The sequence below is a fragment of the Actinomadura coerulea genome, assembly GCF_014208105.1.
In the GTDB taxonomy this organism is placed as follows: Bacteria; Actinomycetota; Actinomycetes; order Streptosporangiales; family Streptosporangiaceae; genus Spirillospora; species Spirillospora coerulea.
Genome location: NZ_JACHMQ010000001.1, coordinates 2,963,459 through 2,984,106, shown reverse-complemented (window position 1 = coordinate 2,984,106; position 20,648 = coordinate 2,963,459). Strand labels below are relative to the sequence as shown.

Annotated in this window: 23 protein-coding genes and 1 riboswitch; of the genes, 7 read left to right on the top strand and 16 right to left on the bottom strand. The window is 74.0% G+C overall.

Annotated features, from left to right (window positions below):
* Window positions 1-3: 3 nt before the first annotated feature.
* From BKA00_RS13885 to BKA00_RS13870, 4 genes are read right to left on the bottom strand one after another with little or no spacing between them, the layout of a single operon-like run.
* Window positions 4-846 (bottom strand): amino acid ABC transporter permease, encoded by an 843-nt coding sequence (locus BKA00_RS13885; RefSeq protein WP_185025286.1) that lies wholly within the window; start codon window positions 844-846, stop codon window positions 4-6.
* Window positions 843-1,487 (bottom strand): amino acid ABC transporter permease, encoded by a 645-nt coding sequence (locus BKA00_RS13880; protein ID WP_185025285.1) that lies wholly within the window; start codon window positions 1,485-1,487, stop codon window positions 843-845. Before BKA00_RS13880 ends, BKA00_RS13885 begins: the two co-directional genes overlap by 4 nt.
* Before the next feature lie 19 nt (window positions 1,488-1,506).
* Entirely contained in the window at window positions 1,507-2,442 is a 936-nt protein-coding gene (locus tag BKA00_RS13875; RefSeq protein ID WP_185025284.1) for a glutamate ABC transporter substrate-binding protein, read from the bottom strand.
* Window positions 2,443-2,494: 52 nt separating this feature from the next.
* The gene (locus tag BKA00_RS13870) at window positions 2,495-3,223 is read right to left on the bottom strand and encodes an amino acid ABC transporter ATP-binding protein (RefSeq protein WP_185025283.1); all 729 of its coding nucleotides are present in this window, start codon (window positions 3,221-3,223) and stop codon (window positions 2,495-2,497) included.
* A 116-nt stretch (window positions 3,224-3,339) separates the two neighbouring features.
* On the opposite strand from BKA00_RS13870, the gene BKA00_RS13865 reads away from it, so the two are divergent.
* A complete protein-coding gene (locus BKA00_RS13865) occupies window positions 3,340-4,497 on the top strand; it encodes an ROK family protein (protein ID WP_230299032.1) in 1,158 nt (385 codons plus the stop codon).
* Window positions 4,498-4,502: 5 nt separating this feature from the next.
* On the opposite strand, the gene BKA00_RS13860 is transcribed toward BKA00_RS13865, so the two are convergent.
* Window positions 4,503-4,865 carry an STAS domain-containing protein gene (locus BKA00_RS13860; RefSeq protein WP_185025282.1) on the bottom strand — a complete coding sequence of 121 codons (363 nt, stop codon included), beginning with the start codon at window positions 4,863-4,865 and terminating at the stop codon, window positions 4,503-4,505.
* 418 nt (window positions 4,866-5,283) lie between these two features.
* Between BKA00_RS13860 and BKA00_RS13855 the strand changes: the two genes are divergently transcribed.
* Window positions 5,284-5,559, top strand: coding sequence for a sulfurtransferase TusA family protein (locus BKA00_RS13855; protein WP_185025281.1), 276 nt, complete (start codon window positions 5,284-5,286; stop codon window positions 5,557-5,559).
* Window positions 5,560-5,568: 9 nt separating this feature from the next.
* Here BKA00_RS13855 and BKA00_RS13850 read toward each other — a convergent pair whose 3' ends face one another.
* A complete protein-coding gene (locus BKA00_RS13850) occupies window positions 5,569-6,201 on the bottom strand; it encodes an FMN-binding negative transcriptional regulator (RefSeq protein WP_185025280.1) in 633 nt (210 codons plus the stop codon).
* A 52-nt stretch (window positions 6,202-6,253) separates the two neighbouring features.
* On the opposite strand from BKA00_RS13850, the gene ligD reads away from it, so the two are divergent.
* A complete protein-coding gene (ligD, locus tag BKA00_RS13845; RefSeq protein ID WP_185025279.1) occupies window positions 6,254-7,207 on the top strand; it encodes a non-homologous end-joining DNA ligase in 954 nt (317 codons plus the stop codon).
* Window positions 7,208-7,216: 9 nt separating this feature from the next.
* On the opposite strand, the gene BKA00_RS13840 is transcribed toward ligD, so the two are convergent.
* From BKA00_RS13840 to BKA00_RS13815, 6 genes are all read right to left on the bottom strand, one after another.
* Entirely contained in the window at window positions 7,217-8,446 is a 1,230-nt protein-coding gene (locus tag BKA00_RS13840; RefSeq protein ID WP_230299031.1) for a cytochrome P450 family protein, read from the bottom strand.
* Between the two features lie 152 nt (window positions 8,447-8,598).
* The gene (locus BKA00_RS13835; protein ID WP_185025278.1) at window positions 8,599-8,871 is read right to left on the bottom strand and encodes a DUF6295 family protein; all 273 of its coding nucleotides are present in this window, start codon (window positions 8,869-8,871) and stop codon (window positions 8,599-8,601) included.
* 11 nt (window positions 8,872-8,882) lie between these two features.
* A complete protein-coding gene (locus tag BKA00_RS13830) occupies window positions 8,883-9,626 on the bottom strand; it encodes a dienelactone hydrolase family protein (protein ID WP_185025277.1) in 744 nt (247 codons plus the stop codon).
* 90 nt (window positions 9,627-9,716) lie between these two features.
* Window positions 9,717-10,547: an undecaprenyl-diphosphate phosphatase gene (locus tag BKA00_RS13825; RefSeq protein WP_230299040.1), complete on the bottom strand. Its 831-nt coding sequence runs from the start codon at window positions 10,545-10,547 to the stop codon at window positions 9,717-9,719.
* 152 nt (window positions 10,548-10,699) lie between these two features.
* Window positions 10,700-11,566, bottom strand: a complete 867-nt coding sequence (locus BKA00_RS13820; protein WP_185025275.1) for an LLM class flavin-dependent oxidoreductase — start codon at window positions 11,564-11,566, stop codon at window positions 10,700-10,702.
* A gap of 41 nt (window positions 11,567-11,607) precedes the next feature.
* Window positions 11,608-12,060 (bottom strand): MarR family winged helix-turn-helix transcriptional regulator, encoded by a 453-nt coding sequence (locus BKA00_RS13815; protein WP_185025274.1) that lies wholly within the window; start codon window positions 12,058-12,060, stop codon window positions 11,608-11,610.
* Between the two features lie 157 nt (window positions 12,061-12,217).
* On the opposite strand from BKA00_RS13815, the gene BKA00_RS13810 reads away from it, so the two are divergent.
* On the top strand, window positions 12,218-13,669 hold the full coding sequence (locus BKA00_RS13810) for an MFS transporter (RefSeq protein ID WP_185025273.1): 1,452 nt from the start codon (window positions 12,218-12,220) through the stop codon (window positions 13,667-13,669).
* 67 nt (window positions 13,670-13,736) lie between these two features.
* Here the strand turns inward: BKA00_RS13810 and cobF are convergent, their stop codons facing one another.
* The gene (gene cobF / locus BKA00_RS13805; protein ID WP_185025272.1) at window positions 13,737-14,486 is read right to left on the bottom strand and encodes a precorrin-6A synthase (deacetylating); all 750 of its coding nucleotides are present in this window, start codon (window positions 14,484-14,486) and stop codon (window positions 13,737-13,739) included.
* 60 nt (window positions 14,487-14,546) lie between these two features.
* Between cobF and cbiE the strand changes: the two genes are divergently transcribed.
* The 3 genes from cbiE to BKA00_RS13790 are packed head-to-tail and all read left to right on the top strand — an operon-like array spanning window position 14,547 to window position 17,223.
* A complete protein-coding gene (gene cbiE, locus BKA00_RS13800) occupies window positions 14,547-15,764 on the top strand; it encodes a precorrin-6y C5,15-methyltransferase (decarboxylating) subunit CbiE (RefSeq protein ID WP_185025271.1) in 1,218 nt (405 codons plus the stop codon).
* Window positions 15,761-16,516: a precorrin-4 C(11)-methyltransferase gene (cobM, locus tag BKA00_RS13795; protein WP_185025270.1), complete on the top strand. Its 756-nt coding sequence runs from the start codon at window positions 15,761-15,763 to the stop codon at window positions 16,514-16,516. The genes cbiE and cobM overlap by 4 nt, the downstream gene beginning before the upstream one ends.
* Window positions 16,501-17,223: a cobalt-precorrin-6A reductase gene (locus BKA00_RS13790; RefSeq protein WP_185025269.1), complete on the top strand. Its 723-nt coding sequence runs from the start codon at window positions 16,501-16,503 to the stop codon at window positions 17,221-17,223. The genes cobM and BKA00_RS13790 overlap by 16 nt, the downstream gene beginning before the upstream one ends.
* Here the strand turns inward: BKA00_RS13790 and BKA00_RS13785 are convergent.
* The 3 genes from BKA00_RS13785 to cobG are packed head-to-tail and all read right to left on the bottom strand — an operon-like array spanning window position 17,214 to window position 20,412.
* Complete coding sequence (locus BKA00_RS13785) at window positions 17,214-18,701, bottom strand: precorrin-2 C(20)-methyltransferase (protein WP_185025268.1); 1,488 nt, start codon at window positions 18,699-18,701, stop codon at window positions 17,214-17,216. The two genes, BKA00_RS13790 and BKA00_RS13785, sit on opposite strands and share 10 nt — an antisense overlap.
* Window positions 18,701-19,321: a precorrin-8X methylmutase gene (locus tag BKA00_RS13780; protein ID WP_230299030.1), complete on the bottom strand. Its 621-nt coding sequence runs from the start codon at window positions 19,319-19,321 to the stop codon at window positions 18,701-18,703. Before BKA00_RS13780 ends, BKA00_RS13785 begins: the two co-directional genes overlap by 1 nt.
* The gene (gene cobG, locus BKA00_RS13775; RefSeq protein WP_185025266.1) at window positions 19,318-20,412 is read right to left on the bottom strand and encodes a precorrin-3B synthase; all 1,095 of its coding nucleotides are present in this window, start codon (window positions 20,410-20,412) and stop codon (window positions 19,318-19,320) included. Before cobG ends, BKA00_RS13780 begins: the two co-directional genes overlap by 4 nt.
* A gap of 45 nt (window positions 20,413-20,457) precedes the next feature.
* Window positions 20,458-20,629, top strand: a riboswitch (cobalamin riboswitch).
* The last annotated feature ends 19 nt before the right edge of the window (window positions 20,630-20,648 follow it).

Below are 20,648 nucleotides of genomic sequence, written 5' to 3'. Positions count from 1 at the left end.
TCCTCACGGTCGCGCCGCCGCGGCGGCCTCGCGGACGGCGCGGGACGGACGGGTCCGCTGCCGCGCCTCCAGCGTCCGCGCGAGCTTGGCCAGCGACGCGTTGATCACCAGGTAGATCAGTGCGATCACCAGGTAGGTCTGGATGAGCAGGTGGTTGTAGTTCGCCAGCACCTTCCCGCTGTAGAGCAGTTCGGCGTAGCTGACGACGTAGCCGAGCGAGGTGTCCTTCAGCAGCCCGGCGGACTGGCTGACCAGCGACGGCAGGACGCGCCGCGCCGCCTGCGGCAGCACGACCAGGCGCATCGCCCGCCCGCGGGTCAGGCCGAGCGCGAGGCCCGCCTCCAGCTGCCCGCGCTCCACCGACCGGATCCCCGCCCGGAAGATCTCCGCGAACGCGGCGGCGTTGGACACCGTCAGCGGGACGACGAGCTTCCAGAACAGCGGGAGGTCGAGGCCGTACTTCGGCAGCGCGAACAGCACGACGTAGACCAGCAGCAGTGCCGGGACCGTCCGGACGATCTCGACGTAGGCCGCGGACGGGACGCGCAGCCACCGCGCCGGCGACAGCCGCCCGAGGGCGAGCGCGATGCCGGCAGCCATGGCGAGGGCGATCGACACCGCCGCCGCGTAGAGCGTGGAGCGCAGTCCCTCCAGCAGGTACCGCCACATCGGCCACGTCCCGTACGGGCGCCACCGGTCGGCGGCGAGCTGGCCGTTCTCGCCGAACTGGCGCAGCGCGAGCGCCACCAGGACGGCGCCGCCGAGCAGGGTCAGCGCCGTGGCGACGCGGATGCGGCGCCGGGCGCGAGGGCCCGGCTCGTCGAACAGCAGGCGCGAGGAGCTCATCGCAGGATCGCCAGCTTCCGTTCCAGGCCGCCGGTCACCAGGCCGAAGACCGCCGACAGCGCCATGTAGGCCAGTCCCGCCGTCACGAAGATCCAGATCGGCTGCGCCTCGGCGAGGTTGACCCGGTTGGCGGCGGCGGTCAGCTCGACCACGCCGACCGCGGCGGCCAGCGCCGTGTTCATCAGCGTCATGATCGCGATGTTGCCGAGCGGCTGGACGACCGTCCGCAGCGCCTGCGGCAGGACGACCAGCCGCAGCGACTGGACGAACGTCAGCCCGAGCGCGCGGGCGGCCTCGCCCTGCCCGGCCGGCACCGCGTTGATCCCGGAGCGGATCGCCTCGGCCGTGTACGCCCCCTGGTAGAGGGCGATGACGACGGCCGAGGTGGTGAACAGCCCGGCGATCACCCCGATCTCGGGCAGCCCGAAGACGGCGATGACGAGCCACACCAGCAGCGGGATGTTCTGCAGCACCTCGACGTAGGCCATCCCGGCGGCGCGCAGTACGCGCACCGGGCTGACCCGCATCGCGGCGACCGCGGTCCCGGTCGCGAGGGCTCCGGCGAGGGCCAGCAGCGTCAGCTCGACGGTGAGCAGCAGGCCGTCGCCGAACTCCCCGAGGTGGTCGGTGATGACGTTCATGACAGGGCGGGGCCTCCGCTCACTCCGAGCCCGGGGCCGAGCCGATCGCGGGCGGCTGCGGCGCCTCGCCCTGCACGACCGTCCCGATCGAGTTCTTCCAGACCTTCGCCCACAGGCCCGACTGCTGGATCTGCTTGAGCCAGTCGTTGACGAACTGCTTCATCTGCGCGTCGCCGTGCTTGAGGCCGATGCCGTACGGGTCGCTGGTGAACGGCTTGCCCTGGATCTGGATGGACGGGTCCTGCTTGGCGGTCGCGAGCAGCACGGCCTCGTCCTGGACGTAGGCGTCGCCGCGGCCCTGCTTGAGGGCCTGCACGCACTCGGGGTCGCTGCCGAACGTGACGATCTTCGCGCCGGGGGCGGCCTTCTTGATGGCCGGGATCGCCGGGGTGTTGGCGCCCGCGATGACGGTCTTGCCCTTCAGGTCGGCCGGGGCCTTGATGCCCGTCTCGTCCTTCTTGGTGGCGATGACCAGGCCGGAGCTGTAGTACGGCCCGGCGAACGCGACCTGCTTGGCGCGTTCCGGAGTGATGCTGTAGGTCTGGAACACCACGTCCACGGTGCCGTTGGCCAGCAGCGCCTCGCGGGTCTCCGACGCCGAGTTGACGATCTTCACGTTGGGCTTGCCGATGATGTACTTGGCGAGCAGCCGGCCGAAGTCGGCGTCCAGCCCCTCGACCTTCTTGGTCGCCGGGTTCTGCTGGGAGAGCAGCGGCGCGTCCAGCGAGCCGCCCACCACCAGCTCGCCGCGCTGCTTGATCTTCTCCATGGTGGAGCCGGCGGGCAGGCTCGCGGCGACCGGGGCCGAGGCCGCCAGGTCGTCGCCCTTGCCGCCGCCGGAGCCGGGCACCGCGGAGTCGGAGTCGCCGCCGGAGCAGGCCGCCAGGCCCGTCAGCGACAGCGCGGCCACCGCGGCCACCGCCGCCCGCCGCATCCCCGCAGGGGTACGCACCATGATCATCAACCTTTCTCGGGTGGCGCGCCATGGGCGGCGCGCCGGGGTAGCACTAGTGGCTGAGGACCTTGGCCAGGAAGTCCCGGGCCCGGTCGCTGGCGGGGGAGTCGAAGAAGGCGGCCGGCGTCGCGGTCTCGACGACCTCGCCGTCCGCCATGAACACGACGCGGTCGGCGACCCGGCGGGCGAAGCCCATCTCGTGGGTGACGACCACCATCGTCATCCCGTCGCGGGCGAGGCCCGTCATCACGTCGAGGACCTCGCCGACCATCTCGGGGTCGAGCGCCGAGGTCGGCTCGTCGAACAGCATCGCCTTCGGCCGCATCGCGAGCGCGCGGGCGATCGCGGCGCGCTGCTGCTGGCCGCCGGACAGCTGCGCGGGCAGCTTGCCGGCCTGCTCGCCGATGCCGACCCGGTCGAGCAGTTCGCGCGCGGTCCGCTCGGCCTCGGAGCGCGAGACGCCGCGCACCCGGGTGGGCGCGAGCGTCAGGTTCTCCAGGACGGTCTTGTGCTGGAACAGGTTGAACGACTGGAAGACCATGCCGACGTCCGCGCGGAGGCGGGCGAGGGCGCGGCCCTCGGCGGGCAGCTCCTCGCCGTCGATGCGGATGACGCCGGCGTCCGGCGTCTCCAGCCGGTTCAGGCACCGGCAGAGCGTCGACTTGCCCGACCCGGACGGGCCGATCACCACGACGACCTCGCCGCGGGCCACGTCCAGATCGACCTCGCGCAGGGCGGTGTGGTCGCCGAAGCGCTTGTACAGGCCGCGAACCTCGATCATTCGGTCACCTACGTCCCAACTTCCTTCGATATCGAAGTCAAAGAGGACGATAGAGCGTCAAATCGACGTAAGTCAACGCGTTGCCGTACCAAGTTCGCGCATGCTATCTATCTGGGGTGCGTAACAGCAGAGACGACGGACCGGCGGCACTCGTGCGGCTGGTGGCGACCGGCCAGGCGGAGTCGCGGGCCGAGCTCGCCCGGCTCTCCGGCCTCGCCGCCTCCAGCGTCTCGCTGCGGGTCGAGCAGCTCATCGAGGCCGGCCTGTTCGCAGAGGAAGGCGCCGGGGCCTCGCGCGGGGGCCGGCGGCCCCGCCGCCTTCGGCTCGCCCGCGAGGCGGGGGTGTACCTGGTCGCCGACCTCGGCGCGCACCACGCCCGCCTCGCGGTCGCCGACCTCGCGGGGACGCCCCTCGCGCTGTCCGACCTCGCCTGCGACATCGCCCTCGGGCCCGAGGAGACGCTGGCGGCGGTCCTGCGCAGCCTGCACGCCCTCGCCCGCGAGCACGGCCTGCGGGACGTCCCCGTCCGCGGCGTCGGGATCGGGCTGCCCGGCCCGGTCGACCCGGCGACGGGCCAGGTCGTCTCGCCCTCGCGCATGCCCGGCTGGAACGACTTCCCCGTCCGCGACTACGTGGCCGGCGGCGCCGGCGTCCCGGCGCTGGTCGAGAACGACGCGAACCTCATGGCCGTCGGCGAGCACCGCGGGTCATGGCCGGGCCTCGACAACGTGATGGTCATCAAACTCGGCAGCGGCATCGGCTGCGGCGTCATCGTCGACGGGCGGCTGCACCGCGGGCGCGGCGCGGCGGGCGACATCAGCCACGTCCGGATCCTGTCCGAGGCCACCGTCGACTGCTCCTGCGGACACCCCGACTGCCTGGAGGCCCACGCCAGCGGCGCGGCTCTCGCCGCGTCCCTCGGCGCCCAGGGCATCGAGGTCGACAACCCGTCCCGGATCGTCGACCTCGTCACCGACGGCGTCCCGCAGGCGACCAGCGCGGTGCGCACGGCCGGGCGCCTCATCGGCGACGTGCTGACCGCGCTCGTGAACTTCTTCAACCCCGACGCGCTCGTCATCGGCGGCAGCCTGTCCAACGCCGAGCCGCTCGTCGCGACGATCCGGGGCGTCATCTACGAGCGCTGCCTGCCGCTCGCCACCCGCAACCTGGAGATCGCCACCTCCCGCGCGGGCCGCGACGCCAGCATCCTCGGCGCGGGCCACCTGCTCCTCGGCGTCGCGGACGAGTGGATCGACCGCGCCCTGGAGCGCTGAGGCGGCTACCCGCTCGCCGACGCCGACAGCGCCTCGCGGGCCGTCGCCACGTCCGGGGCGATCGCCACGCGGCGCTGGAGCCCCGCCACCTCCGACACCCGGCGGACGATCCCGCGCGGCGGCAGCACCACCCACATGGGCACCCCCAGCTCGGTCGCCCGCATCTGCGACCGCGTGATGACGTTCAGCCCGTTGGAGTCGCAGAAGGTGCAGCCGGTCAGGTCGAGGATCAGGGCGGGCGTCCCGTCGTCCAGGAGCCGGACGGCCTGCGCGAGGACCGCCTCGCCGTTGCTGAGGTCGACCTCGTCCGGGAACGTCAGCGTCCCGCAGGTCTCCGTGCGCTCCACGCGTCCCACTCCGAGATCCATGACTCGCCCCAAAGCCGATTTCCTCACCTGGATGACAACGGGGGGTACTTCACTGCGACTGTAAGCTCCAAAGCTGGACGAAACCTGAAAGAAAGAGTCAAGTCTAGGACCTCCCTCATCCATATCGCCGACGAACCCGTTCACTAGTGATTGATCCTGTTTTGCCGTCCTGGAGGACGCGTGCCGGAGCCGCGCCGTCCCGCCGCCGCCCAGCCGCTCCGGACACGAACTTGACGCTCGGGCCCGGGCCCCGGATGACCGCGCCGGAAATCTTTGATCAAAGCGTGCTCGTCGCCGCTCGGACGGGCGGGGAACCGGCCGCACCGCCCAGGCCGCCCCGGTCTGGACACCGCCCTTGTCACCTCAAAGCTCTATATTTCCCCCTACGCCGGAAGGCGTCGCGGAACCGGAGGTGGGAATGAGCTCGGACCCGGTCGTCATCGACGGCGGCGACCGTTCCTGCGTGCGCCTCCTGCTCGAACTGCGCGGCCGTATCGCGGACCTGGCGCCCGGTACCGTCGTCCACCTCGTCGCCGCCGATCCGGCGGCCCCCATCGACCTGCCGGCCTGGTGCCACCTCACCGGCCACGACTACCTGGGCCCCGTGGACGGCGCCGCCGCCCCCACCTACGCGCTGCGGGTGGCGGCAGACGCCCGTCCGACGTCCGCGGAATCCCCCTGGCGCCCGCGCTGACCCGGCGTGCTACCCCTCGCTCCTCGCCTTCGCCGCTTCCACCGCGTCCGCCATGGCGGTGTCGCCCTGGGCCCGGTAGCCCGCGACGACGCCCGCGATGTCGGCCTCGGGGCGGTTCTGGCTCATCTTCGCCTTGGCCTCGACGCGGGTGACGCGCAGTTCCAGACCCACGATCGCGCGCAGCTGCCCGGCGACGAACGCGGGCGGTGCGTCGTCGACGGCCCAGGACGGGGCGCGGCCCCGCTCGTGGCGGTCGGTCAGGCGGCGGACCATCGACTCCACCCACGCCGTGTCGTCGTGCACGACGAGGTGCCCGTAGACGTGGGCGGTGAGATAGTTCCACGTCGGCACGACCCGCCCGTGCTCGGCCTTGGACGCGTACCAGGACGGCGACACGTACGCGTCCGGCCCGTGGACGATCAGCAGCGACTCCCCGGCGGCGGGCTCGCGCCACTGGTCGTTGTTGCGCGCCACATGCGCCAGCATCGCGCCGTGCTCGCCCACCGACGGGTCGTACAGGACGGGCAGGTACGTCGCGACCAGCCCCCGCGGGGAGGCGGTGACGAGGTCCGCCGCCCCGCATCCGGCCAGCAGCTCCCTGACCTCGGCGTCGTCCGCCGAGAAATGCGCCGGTACGTACATGGGGGCGACGCTACCCCACGGCGTTGTCGGCGCCGCGTGCGAAGCTGGAGAGGTGAGCGCCGAAGAAGAGCGTGACGGGGTTCGGCTGACGAACCTCGACCAGCCCCTGTTCGAGGGGGCGGACGCGACGAAACGCGACCTGGTCGACTACCTGGACGCCGTCGCCGGATGCCTGGTCCCGCAACTCGAAGGCCGGCCGCTGTCGGTCAAGCGCGTGCTGCGCGGCCAGAAGCCGTTCATGCAGAAGAACACGCCGAAGTACACCCCGTCCTGGGTGCGGACGGTGGCGGTGTGGGCGGCGACCTCGCAGCGGGAGGTGTCCTACGCGCTGTGCGACGACCGCCGCACGCTGCTGTGGTTCGCGAATCAGCGCGCCGTCGAGTACCACCCGCCGCTCGTGCGCGCCGAGACGTGGGACAGGCCCACCCACCTGGTCCTCGACATCGACCCGCCCGGCGAGGACGCGTTCGCCGCCGCGGTCGCCGCCGCCCACCTGGTGCGCCGCGCGATGGACGACTCGGGCCTGCGGGGCGCCGTGAAGACCAGCGGCGCCAAGGGCGTCCACGTGTTCGTGCCCCTGGACGGCGCCACGCGCGCCGAGGACGTCGCCGCCGCGACGCGCGCCCTGGCCGCCCGCGCCGAGCGGCTCGACCCCGCCCTGGCCACCACGGCGTTCATCCGCGAGGACCGCGGCGGCAAGGTGTTCCTCGACTCCACCCGCGCGGGCGGCGCGACCGTCGTCGCCGCCTACAGCCCGCGGATCCGTCCGGGCGCGCCCGTCTCGTTCCCGGTGCCCTGGGACGAGCTCGACCGGGTCGCGCCCTCGGACTTCACGATCCGCACGGCCCCCGCCCTGCTCGCCGGCCGCGACGTCTGGACGGAGCTCATGCCGGAGCCGCAGCCGGTCCCCGCCGACCTCGTCGAGCAGGGCCGCACGATCCCGATCGCCCGGGTCCAGGCGATGCACGAGGGCAAGCGCCGGGCCCGGGCGCGCCGCGACGGCTAGCGGAGGCGCTCAGGAACCGAGCACGACCGGCAGGGCCCGGTGGCCGTTGGAGATGAACGACTCGACCGGACGCAGCTCGGCGGGGTCGACGGCGAGCGCCATGTCCGGGAAGCGGCCGAAGAGCGCCGGCAGCGCGATCTCGGCCTCCAGGCGCGCGAGGTGGGAGCCGACGCAGTAGTGCACGCCGTGCCCGAACGCGATGTGCTCCTTGTTCGCCCGCCTGACGTCGAACAGGTCGGCGTCGTCGCCGTGCAGGGCGAGGTCGCGTCCCGCGGCGGCGTAGACGGCGAGGATCGCCTCGCCCTTGCCGATCGTCACGCCGTCGACGTCGATGTCCTCCACGGCGTAGCGCAGCGGCAGGTTCGCGACCGGCGCCTGCCAGCGCAGCGCCTCCTCGATGACCTCCGTCCACGGCACCTCGCCGGACCGGACGAGCGCGTACTGGTCCGGGTGCGTCAGCAGCGCCGTGATCGCCTGGTCGAGCAGGTTCACCGTCGTCTCGTGCCCGGCGGAGATCATCAGGATCAGCGTGTCGACCAGCTCCTGCTCGCTCAGCCGCGAGCCGTCCTCGTCGCGGGAGGAGATGAGCACGCCGGCCAGGTCGTCGGCGGGCTCGCGGCGCCGGAACGCCACGAAGTCCTGGAGGATGCCGTACATCTCGGTCTGGTTGGCGAAGGCCTCCTCGGCGGTCAGCGCCGTGTTGAACACGCCGTCCACGCAGCGGCGCAGCGCGGGCCGGGTCTCGTCGGGGACGCCGAACAGCCGGCAGATCACCTCGATGGGCAGCGGGTAGGCGAACGCCTCGCGCAGGTCGGCGCGGCCTCCGGGAGAGGCGGCCAGGCCGTCCAGGAGCGACCGGGTGATCTCCTCGACGTCCGGCCGCAGCGCCTCGGTGCGGCGCGGGGTGAACGCCCGCGAGATGATCGTGCGGAGCCGCCGGTGGTCGTCGCCGTAGGCGGTGAACATGTTCCGCACCGAGACCCACAGGCTCAGCGGCCAGTCCTCGGCGATCTCGCCGTCGATCCATTTCGTCCAGTGCAGGTTCGGGTCCTTGGACACCCGCGGGTCGGCCAGCAGTCTTTTGAGCTGCTCCTGGCCGGTCACCGCCCAGGCGACGACGCCGCCGGGCAGTTCCACCGGGGTCACCGGCCCCCGCGCCCGCAGCTTCGCGGCCTCTCCCTGGACGTCGCTGCCGGCGGGGTCGATGACGAGCGGGATCTCCATTGAGGTCCTCTCCAAGCGGATATGGAACATGTCCGTAACGACATGTATGCGATGAGCGACGATGCCAACGTAAGGGGTCGTGGCGCCATACCGCCAATTCACCTGGAAACGGACGCGTCCCGCCTGTTTCGGCCTTTCCTTAAATGACCGTGCAGCAAATCCTCATTTCAGCCGGCGGTCGAGGCGAGGCCGGGAGGGGCGGCGGCGAGGGCCGCCTGGACGGCCTCGACGAGCGCCAGGGCCGATTCTTCGGTCAGCTCCACCGCGACGCGTGCGGAGGGTCCCTCCCCGGCGTTGGTGAAGTCGATGTTCACGGTGTGCTCGTGGCAGGCGTGGTACGGGTGGTCGACGTAGACCGCGCCGCCGGTCAGCGTGAACCAGCCGCTCGCGCCCTTCGCGGCGCCGTCCAGCTCCATCGTCACCGTCTGGTAGGTGCACATGGGGTCTCCTCTCAGGCGCCCAGGTGGCGGTCGAAGAAGGCGAAGATCCTCTGCCAGCCGTCCTTGGCGGCGGCGGGACGGAACGCGGGCCGTTCCACGGCGAAGAACGCGTGCCCCGCGCCGGGGTAGGTGTGGAACTCGTGCTCCTTGCCGAGCCTGGTCAGCTCGGCGTCCAGCGCGGCGACCTCCTCGGGCGCGGGGAACCGGTCCTCCTCGCCGAACAGGCCGAGCAGCGGGCACGACAGGCCGGGCGCCCTGGAGACGATCGACCGGGCGGAGGTCGGGTAGTCCTCGGGCGGGTCGTCGACGACGAAGGCGCCGTAGCAGTCGACGGCCGCGTCGAGGTCCAGCTCGCAGGCGGCGAGGAACGCGTGCCGCCCGCCCGAGCAGTGGCCGATCACACCGACGCGGCCGTTGGCGTGGTCGAGCGAGTTCAGATGCGCGGCGGCCCCGGCGACGTCGCCGACGAGCTGCTCGTCCGGGACGCCGCCCTTGGCGCGGGCGGCGGCCGCCTGGTCGTCCGGGCTGACTCCCGCGCCCTCGCGCGAGTACAGGTTCGGGGCGATCGCGGCGAACCCGTGCGCGGCGAACGTCCGGACGAACTCCTTGGTGCCGGGGTCGTAGCCGGGCATGTGGTGGATCACCACGACGCCGCCGCGCGGGGCGTCGCCCAGCGGCCGCGCCAGGTACGCCTCCAGCACGTCGTTCCCGTACCCGGTGATGGAGACCGTTCCGGCCCACATCGCGTCTTCCATGCTCGGCGCTCCGTTCCTCAGCGGGGTGAGAGCACACGCCGTGCTCCCGCCGGCGTGCGGACCGTGACAGTCTCTCCTACCCCGCGAGGCTCAGGCGTTCAACGTCCCCGCGCCGAGCAGGCCGAACAGCAGGAGGCCGACGACGATCCGGTAGACCACGAACGAGGTGAAGCTGTGCCGTGCCACGAACCGCAGCAGCCAGGCGATGGAGGCGTAGGCCACGACGAACGACACCAGCGTGCCCACCGCGAGCGGCAGGACGCCGGCGCCCGAGCCGAGCGCGGACGGCAGTTCGTAGATGCCGGCGCCGGTCAGCGCGGGGATGCCCATGAAGAACGACAGGCGGGTCGCGGCGACCCGGTCGAGGCCGAGCATGAGCCCGGTCGACATCGTCGCGCCCGACCGGGAGAAACCGGGGAACAGCAGGGCGAGGATCTGCGAGGAGCCGATCAGCATCGCGTCGGTGAGGGACGTGTCGTCCTCGCCGCGCTTGTGCTTTCCGAGCCGGTCGGCCGCGAACATCACGGCGCTGCCGCCGATCAGCGACCCGGCGACCACCCACAGGGAGGCGAGCGGGCCCTCGATGAGCGGCTTGGCCGCGACCCCGACGATCACGACCGGGATGGTGGCGTAGACGACCCACCAGGCGAACTTGTAGTCGTGGTGGTAGCGCTCGGACGGCCGGGCGATCCCGACGCCCCACGCCTTGACGATCCGGACGATGTCGGCGAAGAAGTACACCAGCACCGCCGCGATCGCGCCGACCTGGATCACCGCGGTGAACCCGACCACGGCCTTGTCGTCCACCGGGATGTCCATCAGACCCTCGGTGATCTTCAGGTGCCCGGTCGAGGAGACCGGGAGGAACTCGGTCAGGCCCTCCACGATCCCGAGGACGATCGCCTGCCCCACATTGATCACGCTCAAGGACCCGGTTCCTCTCCGACCTGCGCTGGCTTCGCGCCGAGCCTACTGCCGCGCCGCGGCCGGGTCCCGTGACGGGAACGATAACTTCACTGATCGTTAACCGGGTGGACGGACCGCGGACATGCCCGGTCCCGGGGTCTCCTGGATCACCCGGCGGCGTCCGGCGCGGCGTCCGCCGCGCCGTGCACGGCGGCGACCGCCGCGAGATCCCGCCAGGCGTCGCCGGGGCGCAGGGTCTCCTCCGGATCGCCGTTGAAGGGATCGAGGAGGACCGTGCCCGCGCCCAGCAGCCGCAACTGCTCCAGGTCGCCCGCGACCTGCTCCACGGTGCCCTCGCCGGCGAGCCGGTCAGGGCCGGTGACGGGGGAGGGCGTGAGGCGCAGGGCGATGCGGGGCTCCAGGGCGGGCACCGGACGTCCCTGCTCGTCCGCGACGGCCTTCAACCGCTCCAGCGCGCCGCGGAGCCAGGGAAGGGTGAAGCGCAGGGGGTGCCACGCGTCGCCGATGCGCACGGCCCGCCGGAGCGCGGCGTCGCTGTTGCCGCCGACCCAGAGCGGGATGCGCCCCGCGCGGTAGTCGCCCTCGTCCTCCCACGCGGCGCGGATCGCCTGGAGGTACTCGTCGGTGAGGGCGCCGCGCCGGGTGAACGGGACGCCGAGCGCCGCGAACTCCTCGCGGGCCCAGCCGACCCCGGCGCCGAGGACGAGCCGCCCGCCGCTCAGGTCGTTGAGGTTGGCGGCCATGCGGGCGACGAGCAGCGGATGCCGGTACGGGACGACCAGCACGGTGGTGCCGAGCCGCACCCGCTCCGTCACGCCGGCCAGCCAGGACAGCGTGGTGAACGGCTCGTAGAACGGGGCCGGGTACTGCGCGGCGACGTCACCCGTGATCGCGACGTGGTCGGAGACCATGAGCAGGTCGAAGCCGAGGCCCTCGACCGTCCGCGCCCACTGCCGCAGGACTCCCGGGTCGGTGCCGGGGCCGAAGTTGGGGACGTTCACACCTAGGCGCATCGACCCAGGCTATCGGCGCCGAGGACGGGCCTCCCGCCCGGTCAGGGACGGGGCCAGGGGCTTCCGGCGAGGCGCTCGATGTCGGTGTTGAAGCGCTGCAGGAAGGAGGCGAAGGCCTCGACCTCCTCCGCCGTCCACTCCGACATGATCTTGTCGATGCCCGCGGTGATCTGGCCGCGCTCGCTGTCGAGGCGGCGCTCGCCCTCGGCGGTGATGCGGAACTTGCGGGCGATGCCGCCGGCCGGGTCGGGGATGCGCTCGACGAGGCCGTCGCGCAGCATGGCCGAGGTCTGCCGGTTCAGCGTCGAGGGGTCCAGGTCGAACGCCTCGCTGAGCTGCCGGATCGACATGGGGCCCTCGATGCGGATGCGGCTGAGCAGGATGTAGGCGCTGCGCTCCAGCAGCCCGCCCTCGCGCCGGGAGCGGCGGGTGGCCAGGCTGTGCCGCCCGAGCAGCATGGTCTCGTACTCGATCAGTTCCGTGGGCTTGTGCATGCCGGTCCTTCTCCCGTGCGCGGTCCGCCCGGGTCGCTCCTGCCTCGATGCTCGCACCCCATGACTACCACAGGGATGTGCACCGTACATAAGTTGTGTATCCACCACATCGTATGTATGGTGCACAGGTTCCCCGACCCGACAGAAGGGATGTCACGTGGACGAGTCCGCGCCCGCCGTCCGACCCGGCGGGATCGTCGGCGTTCTCGCCGTGGGCGGCATCGTCGCCGCGTTCATGCAGACCCTCGTGGTGCCGCTGATCGCCGAGCTGCCGCGGCTGCTGCACACCTCGGCCTCCAACGCGACCTGGGTGGTCACCGCGACGCTGCTGGCCTCCGCGGTCGCCATGCCGATGATCGGACGGCTCGGAGACCTGTACGGCAAGCGCCGGATGCTGCTGGTCTGCATGGTGCCCCTCATCGCCGGGTCGGTGGTCTGCGCGCTGTCCGGCTCGCTGATCCCGATGGTCGTCGGCCGGGGCCTGCAGGGCGTCGGCATGGGCATGATCCCGCTCGGCATCAGCGCGCTGCGCGACCTGCTGCCGCCCGAGCGGCTCGGCTCCTCGATCGCGCTGCTGAGCTCCTCCATGGGCATCGGCGGGGCGTTCGGCCTGCCGCTGGCGGCCGTCATCGCGGACAACATGAGCTGGCGGGTGCTGTTCTGGGGCTCGGCCGCGATGAGCGCGCTCGTCGCCACGCTGATCTACCTGCTGGTGCCGGCCACCCCCGTCCAGGCCAGGGGCCGCTTCGACGCCGTGGGGGCGGTCGGACTCGGGGCCGGCCTCGTGTGCCTGCTGCTCGGCGTCTCCAAGGGCGCCGACTGGGGCTGGACGAGCGGCACGACCATCGGGCTGTTCGCCGCCACGGTCGTCGTCCTGCTGGCGTGGGGCTGGTGGGAGCTGCGGACCCGCGACCCGCTGGTCGACCTGCGCGTCACCGCGCGCACCCAGGTGCTGCTCACCAACGCCGCCTCGGTCGTCGTCGGGTTCTCGATGTACGCCCAGTCGCTGATCGTCCCGCAGCTGCTCCAGCTGCCGGAGGCGACCGGCTACGGGCTCGGCCAGTCGATGGTCGCCGCGGGCCTGTGGATGGTGCCGTCCGGCCTGCTGATGATGGCGGTGTCCCCGCTCGGCGCCCGGCTCTCGGCGGCCCGCGGGCCCAAGATCACCCTGGTCGCCGGGAGCCTGGTGATCGCGCTCGGGTACGGGTCGTCCACCCTGCTGATCGGGGCCCCGTGGGGGCTGATGATCGTCACGGCGATCTGCGGCATGGGCGTCGGCCTCGCCTACGGCGCGATGCCGGCCCTCATCATGGGCGCGGTGCCGCGGTCGGAGACCGCCTCGGCCAACAGCTTCAACACGCTGATGCGCTCGGTCGGCACCTCGGTGTCGGCGGCCGTGGTCGGGGTCGTGCTGTCCCAGATGACCATCGACCTCGGCGGGCACGTGCTGCCGTCCGAGGACGGCTTCCGCGCCGGCCTGCTGATCGGCTGCGGTGTGGCGCTGCTCGCCGGGATCATCGCGCTGGCCATCCCCGGGCGCGGGCGCTCGGTCACCGCCGCGGCCGGGCAGGCCGCCCCGGCGGAGGAGCGCGCCGCGTTCAAGGCCTGACGCCGACCGGCACGGGCGCCTGGCAACACGGCGCCTGGCAACACGGCGCCTGGCAACACGGCGCCGGTCAGGTGCGCGCCGGGGACTCGCGCCGCAGGAGGTAGGTGTCCATGATCCACCCCTTGCGGGCGCGGGCCTCGGCGCGCACGGCGCGGATCTCCTCGGCCACCTCCGCGACCGGGCCGGAGACGAGGATCTCGTCGGGGGTGCCGAGGTAGGCGCCCCAGTAGATGTGGTAGCCGTCGCCCGCCTCGGCGAACGCGCAGTGCGCGTCCAGCATGACGAGCACGTCGTCGGCGGTGGCGCCCTCGGCGGCGAGGCGGCGTCCGGTGGTGATGTGGACGGGGCGCCCCACCCGCGTGAGCCCGACGCGGTGCCGCGCGGTGAGCGCCGAGACGCTGCTGATGCCGGGGACCACCTCGCACTCGAACTCGGCCTCGACCTCCTCCAGCGCCGCGAGGGTGCTGTCGTAGACGCCCGGGTCGCCCCAGACGAGGATCGCGCCGGTCTGCCCGTCGGCCAGCTCGCCGGTGACGAACGACTCGTAGATCCGCGCGCGCCGCGACCGCCAGTCCTCCACGGCGGCGGTGTAGGCGGAGGCGTCCCGGTCGCGCTCGGGGTCGCGGGCCTCCACGACGCGGTACGGGTGCCGGCCGTGCGCCGCGATGAGGTCGTGCCGCAGCCCGGCCAGGTCGTGCTTGGCCTCGCCCTTGTCCACGACGAGGAAGGCGTCGGCGGCGGCGATGGCCTTGGCCGCCTGGAACGTCAGGTGGTCGGGGTCGCCCGCGCCGATGCCGATGATCAAAAGCCGCTTCACCGCGCCAAGTGTGCCAGAGCGCTCCTATAGGCTTGATCACCCCGTTCGACGAGGAGGCCAGTGGACGCGCGTGTCATCACCGTCGTGGGAATCGGCGCGGACGGTTGGGACGGGCTCGCGGAGGAGTCGCGCGAGGCGCTGCGGGCGGCGGAGGTCCTGTTCGGCAACCGCAGGCAGCTCGACCTCGTCCCCGGCGGCGACGGCGAGCGGGTCGCCTGGCCGTCGCCCCTGCTCCCCGCGCTGCCGGGGCTGATCGAGCGGCACGAGGGGCGCGCGATCGCCGTGCTGGCGAGCGGCGACCCCATGTTCCACGGGATCGGCTCCACCCTCGCCGGGATGCTCGGCGCCGACCGGCTCCGCGTGCTGCCTCACCCGTCGTCGGCCTCGCTCGCGTGCGCCCGGCTCGGCTGGCCGCTGGACCGGGTGGACGTCCTCAGCATCGTGGGCCGTCCCGCCGCGACGCTGAACGCGGCCATCGCCCCCGGGCGGCGGCTGGTCGTGCTCGGTGCCGGGCGGGAGGCCCCGATCATCGTCGCCGCGATGCTGTCCGGCCGCGGGTTCGGCCCGAGCCGGATGGCCGCGCTGTGCGACCTGGGTTCGGCCGAGGAGACGATCCGGCACGGCATCGCGGAGGAGTGGACCGAGCCCGCCGCCTCCGCGCTGACCCTCACCGCCGTCGAATGCGTCCCCGGCCCGGACGCGGCGCCGCTGCCCCGCACCGCCGGGCTCCGCGACGACGCCTTCGAGCACGACGGGCAGATCACCAAGAGCGAGGTCCGCGCGGTGGCGCTGTCGCGCCTCGCGCCGCTGCCCGGCGAGCTGCTCTGGGACGTCGGCGCGGGCTCCGGCAGCGTCGCGATCGAGTGGGCGCGGGCGCACCCGGCCTGCGAGGCCATCGCGATCGAGAACAGCCCCCGCCGGGCCGAGCGGATCGGCGCCAACGCGGCCGCGCTGGGCGTGCCGCGCGTGCGGGTCGTGGAGGGCGAGGCCCCGGACGTGCTGGACGGCCTCCCCGAACCGGACGCGGTCTTCATCGGCGGCGGCCTCACCGGCCCCGGGGTGCTGGAGCGCTGCTGGGACGCCCTGAAGCCGGGCGGACGCCTGGTCGCCAACGCCGTGACCCTCGAGTCCGAGGTCAGGCTGGCCGAGGCGCGCAGGTCGCGCGGCGGTGAGCTGATCCGCGTCAGCGTCGAGCGCGCCGGACCGCTCGGCGGGTTCACGGCCTGGCGTCCGGCGATGCCCGTCACGATCTGGACGGTCGGGAAGGACCCGCAATGACGGTGTACTTCGTCGGCGCGGGGCCCGGCGCCGCCGACCTCATCACGGTGCGCGGCCTGCGGGTCCTGGAGTCCGCGCCGGTCTGCCTGTACGCGGGGTCGCTGGTGCCGGCCGAGCTGCTGGAGGCGTGCCCGCCCGGCGCCCGGCTCGTCGACACCGCGGACATGACGCTGGACGGGATCGTCGCCGAGCTGACCGCCGCCCACCGGAGCGGCCTGGACGTCGCGCGGCTGCACTCCGGCGACCCGTCGGTGTTCAGCGCGGTCGCCGAGCAGATGCGCCGCCTCGACGCGGCGGGCGTGCCGTACGAGGTCGTCCCCGGCGTGCCCGCGTTCGCGGCCGCGGCGGCCTCGCTCGGCCGGGAGCTGACCGTCCCCGGCGTCGGCCAGACCGTGATCCTGACCCGCACGGCCGTCCGCGCCACCCCGATGCCCGACGGCGAGGACCTCGCCACCCTCGGCGCGAGCGGCGCCACGATGGTGCTGCACCTGGCCGTCCAGCGCATCGAGGAGGTCGCCGCCGAGCTGCTGCCCCGCTACGGCGCGGACTGCCCGGTCGCCGTCGTCGCCCGCGCCAGCCGCCCGGACGAGCTGGTCCTGCGCGGCACCCTCGCCGACATCGCGGCCCTGGTGCGCGAGGCCGGGGTGCGGCGCACCGCGGTGATCGTCGTAGGCCGCGTGCTCACCGCGTCGGCGTTCCCCGACAGCCACCTCTACAGCGCCGGGCGGGACCGGGCGTGCGGCGCGTCCTGATCCTCGGCGGGACGGCCGAGGCCCGCGCGCTCGCGGCCCGGCTGACCGGCGTGCACGTCGTCTCCTCGCTCGCCGGGAGGGTGTCGGACCCCCGCCTGCCCGCCGGCGAGGTCCACATCGGCGGGTTCGGCGGCGCCGAAGGGCTCGCCGCGTGGCTGCGCGAGCACCGGATCGACCGCCTCGTCGACGCGACGCACCCGTTCGCGGAGCGGATGACCGCCTCCGCCGCGCGCGCGTCGCGGCTGACGGGCGTGCCGCTGCTCGCGCTGCGCCGCCCCGGATGGGACGAGGAGGACGGCGACGACTGGCGGCGCGTCCCGTCCCTGCCGGACGCCGCCGCGGCGCTGCCCGGCGGCGCCCGCGTGTTCCTCACGACCGGCCGCCGCAGCCTCCCGGTGTTCGCCGGGCGGACGGACGCGTGGTTCCTCGCCCGGTCGGTGGACCCGCCGGAGCCGCCCGTCCCGCCCAACGTGCGGGTCCTGCTGGCGCGCGGCCCCTACACCGTGGACGGCGAGCACGCCCTGATCCGCGAGCACCGCCTGGACGTCCTGGTCACCAAGGACAGCGGCGGCGCGATGACCCGCGCGAAGCTCACCGCCGCCCGCGAGGCCGGGCTGCCGGTCGTGATGGTCGACCGCCCGGCCCTTCCCGAGGGCGTCCGGGCGACCGCCGACGCGGCGGCCGCCGCGGACTGGGCTCAGGGGTAGCGGCGCGGGGTGTAGACCACGCCCCGCCCGGTCACCCGGGTCGTGGACGACCCGACGATGAGCAGGCAGCGCATGTCGACGCGGCCGGGGTCCAGCTCGCCGAGCGTCGTCACCGCCACGCTCTCCTCCGGCCCGCCGACGTCCCGCCCGACCACCACCGGCGTCCCGGGGGAGCGGTGCTTGAGCAGCAGGTCGCGCGCCGCCGGGAGCTGGTCCCGGCGGCGGCTCGACGAGGGGTTGTAGAGGGCGATCACCAGGTCGGCCTCGGCGGCGGCCGCGAGCCGCCGTTCCACCACGTCCCACGGCTTGAGGATGTCCGACAGCGACAGGACGCAGAAGTCGTGCCCGAGGGGCGCGCCGGCCCGGGCGGCCACGGCGTGCGCCGCCGTCAGCCCCGGCACGACCCGCACCGGCACCTCCGCGAACTCGTCGCCGGCCGCGGCCTCCAGGACGGCCGTCGCCATCGCGAACACGCCGGGGTCGCCGGACGAGACGACGGCGACCCTCGCCCCGTCGCGCGCGAGTTCCAGCGCGTGCCGCGCCCGGTCGGCCTCCACCCGGTTCCCGGATCCGTGCCGCCGCTGCCTCGGGTTCGGCGGCACCCGGTCCAGGTAGGGGCCGTAGCCGACGAGGTCGGTCGCGGACGCCAGGACGTCCTGCGCCTCCGGGGTCAGCCACGGCCGCCCCGCGGGCCCGAGCCCGACGACCCACACCCCGCCGGCCCCCTCCGGCCGCGCCGGGGGAGGCGCCGCGAACGAGCGCTCCGCCGGGCTCGTCAGCAGCGCGAGCGCCATGTAGGGAACGTCCGCCGGATCGACGTCGGCGAGCGGGAGGACGCGCTGCCGGTCGCTGGCGGCCCGCTCGACGTACCAGCCGTCGCCCAGCCGCCCCGCGTCCTCGAACGCCTGCCTGACCTTGGGGAACGTCCGGCCGAGCTTGAGGACGGCCGCCGCGTCCGCGGTGCGCAGCCGCTCGGCCAGCTCCTCGCCCGGCAGAGTCCCGGGCAGGACGGTCAGCGTCTCCTCCCGCTCCACCAGCGGGCGCCCCGCCGCGGCCGACGCGGCGCTCAGCGACGTCACGCCCGGCACCACCTCGGCCGGGTAGTGCGGCGCGAGCCGCTTGTGCAGGTGCATGTACGACCCGTAGAACAGGGGATCGCCCTCGCTCAGCACCACGACCGTGCGCCCCGCGTCGAGGTGCGCGGCGAGCCGGGCGGCGCAGTCGGCGTAGAACTCCTCCAGCGCCCCCTGGTAGCCGCCCGGATGGTCGGTGGTCTCCGTCGTCACCGGGTAGACGAGCTGCTCCTCGATCCGCCCGTCCCGCAGGTAGGGCCCGGCGATGGCCCGGGCGATGCTGCGGCCGTGCCGCGCGCAGTGGAAGGCCACCACGTCCGCCTCGCCGATCAGCCGCGCCGCCTTCACCGTGACCAGCTCGGGGTCGCCGGGCCCGACGCCCACGCCGAACAGCCGTCCCGCCATCACTCCGCCTCACTGGCGATGGCGTTGACCGCCGCCGCCGTCATCGCGCTGCCGCCGCGCCGCCCGCGCACCACCAGGTGGTCCAGGCCGCTCGCGGCGAGCGCCTCCTTGGACTCGGCCGCCCCGATGAACCCGACCGGGGTCCCGAGGACCGCCGCCGGGCGCGGCGCGCCCTCCTCCACCAGCTCCAGGAGCCGGAACAGCGCGGTCGGCGCGTTGCCGATCGCGACGACCGCGCCGCCGAGCCGGTCGCGCCACAGCTCCAGCGCCGCCGCGCTGCGCGTCGTGCCGAGCCGCGCGGCCAGCTCGGGCACGCCCGGTTCGCCCAGGGTGCACACGACCTCGTTGCCGGCGGGCAGCCGCGCGCGGGTCACGCCGGAGGCGACCATCCGCGCGTCGCACAGCACGGGCGCGCCGGCCAGCAGCGCCGCCCGGGCCTGCGCCACGACCCCCGGCGACCAGGCCAGATCCTCGACGAGATCGGTCATGCCGCAGGCGTGGATCATGCGGACCGCGACCCGCGCCACGTCATCCGGCAGTCCCGACAGGTCGGTCTCCGCGCGGATCGTCGCGAACGACCGCCGGTAGATCTCGGCGCCGTCCCGGACGTAATCGATCACTGCTGTCCCTCCGCCGTCCTCAGCTCGACCGGGCCGCGGGGCATCCCGCAGCGCCGCTCGCATCCCGTCCAGTGGACGGGGGTCTCGGGCGCGCGGCTCAGGCCGTCCACGAAGCGCCGCGCCTCGCCCTGCACGTCGCCGCGCGACTTCGCGCATCCGGGGCTCCCGGTGCAGGCCGTCACACCGACCCAGGGGGAGGCGGGGTCGGTCGCGAAGCCCGCCGCCGCGAGCGCCGCCGACGCGCGGCCCGCCTCGTCCCGGTCCAGGTCCCGCACCACCACGCTGCGCCACGGCGTCACCCGCACCTCGTCCGCGACCGCGGCGAGCGCCTCGGCCTGCGCGCCCGACATCCTGCCGAGCGGAGGCACGGCCTCCAGCGCGGTGAGCCCGTCCCGCTGCGGGAGCAGCCCGGCGTGCGGCGGCGCGGGATCCGGGCGCGGCGGCGTGTCCCGCACGGCCGCGCCGAGCCGCCGCGCGACGAGCCGCGCGCCGTCCGGCACCTCCGCGAGCCGCCAGGCGCCGCCCCGGATCTCCAGGAACGCCTCCGCCGCCGCGAGCAGCGCCGCGACGGGATCGCCCGGGACGGTTCCGAGCCGCGTCCCGGCCAGCCGCAGGCCGTCGGGGGTGTGGGCCGCGTCGGCGTCCAGCGCGGTCGTGTCGCCGGTGCCGTCGTCGAGCGCGAACAGGAACCGCCCCGGCAGCCGGGCCAGCTCCGCACGCGCGCGGAGCGCCTCGTCCAGCGCCGTGACCAGCGGGTCCGTGGCGAGGACGCCGCGCGGGCCGCGCCCGCCGAGCGGGGACGCGACGATGTTGCGCACCCGCTCGTGGGTCGCCGACGGCAGCAGCCCGGCGGCCTCCAGCCGGGCCGCGAGGGCCGCGGTGTCGCGGACCCCGCGCACCTGGAGGTTGCCGCGGGACGTGAGTTCGATCACGTCCCGACCCAGCTCGCGGGCGGCGGCGCCGAGCACGGCGAGCTGCGCGGCCGACACCGCGCCGCCGGGGACGCGGACGCGCGCCAGCGGCCCGTCGGCGGCGTCGTGGGCGCGCAGCGCCCCGGGGCACGCGTCGGGACGGGCTCTGACATTCGGCACGGGGAGGATGTTAACCACAGTTTGCAGGGCGACCGCGCTGCCGTACTCTTCTGATCAGACGATGGCAATGGGAGGAAGCCGGTGCGAATCCGGCGCGGTCCCGCCACTGTGACCGGGGAGCGAACCCCGCTGTAGGCCACTGTCCGCGAGGACGGGAAGGCCGGGGCGAGCGTCGATCCGGGAGCCAGGAGACTCCTGCCGTCGCGACACCCGCGACCGGGGCGAGGACCCCAGGG

Coding starts and splice junctions, on each gene's coding strand:
- BKA00_RS13885 (WP_185025286.1), bottom strand. CDS start 846: ATGAGCTCCTCGCGCCTGCTGTTCGACGAGCCGGGCCCTCGCGCCCGG.
- BKA00_RS13880 (WP_185025285.1), bottom strand. CDS start 1,487: ATGAACGTCATCACCGACCACCTCGGGGAGTTCGGCGACGGCCTGCTG.
- BKA00_RS13875 (WP_185025284.1), bottom strand. CDS start 2,442: ATGGTGCGTACCCCTGCGGGGATGCGGCGGGCGGCGGTGGCCGCGGTG.
- BKA00_RS13870 (WP_185025283.1), bottom strand. CDS start 3,223: ATGATCGAGGTTCGCGGCCTGTACAAGCGCTTCGGCGACCACACCGCC.
- BKA00_RS13860 (WP_185025282.1), bottom strand. CDS start 4,865: ATGGATCTCGGAGTGGGACGCGTGGAGCGCACGGAGACCTGCGGGACG.
- BKA00_RS13855 (WP_185025281.1), top strand. CDS start 5,284: ATGAGCTCGGACCCGGTCGTCATCGACGGCGGCGACCGTTCCTGCGTG.
- BKA00_RS13850 (WP_185025280.1), bottom strand. CDS start 6,201: ATGTACGTACCGGCGCATTTCTCGGCGGACGACGCCGAGGTCAGGGAG.
- BKA00_RS13835 (WP_185025278.1), bottom strand. CDS start 8,871: ATGTGCACCTACCAGACGGTGACGATGGAGCTGGACGGCGCCGCGAAG.
- BKA00_RS13830 (WP_185025277.1), bottom strand. CDS start 9,626: ATGGAAGACGCGATGTGGGCCGGAACGGTCTCCATCACCGGGTACGGG.
- BKA00_RS13820 (WP_185025275.1), bottom strand. CDS start 11,566: ATGCGCCTAGGTGTGAACGTCCCCAACTTCGGCCCCGGCACCGACCCG.
- BKA00_RS13815 (WP_185025274.1), bottom strand. CDS start 12,060: ATGCACAAGCCCACGGAACTGATCGAGTACGAGACCATGCTGCTCGGG.
- cobM (WP_185025270.1), top strand. CDS start 15,761: ATGACGGTGTACTTCGTCGGCGCGGGGCCCGGCGCCGCCGACCTCATC.
- BKA00_RS13785 (WP_185025268.1), bottom strand. CDS start 18,701: ATGGCGGGACGGCTGTTCGGCGTGGGCGTCGGGCCCGGCGACCCCGAG.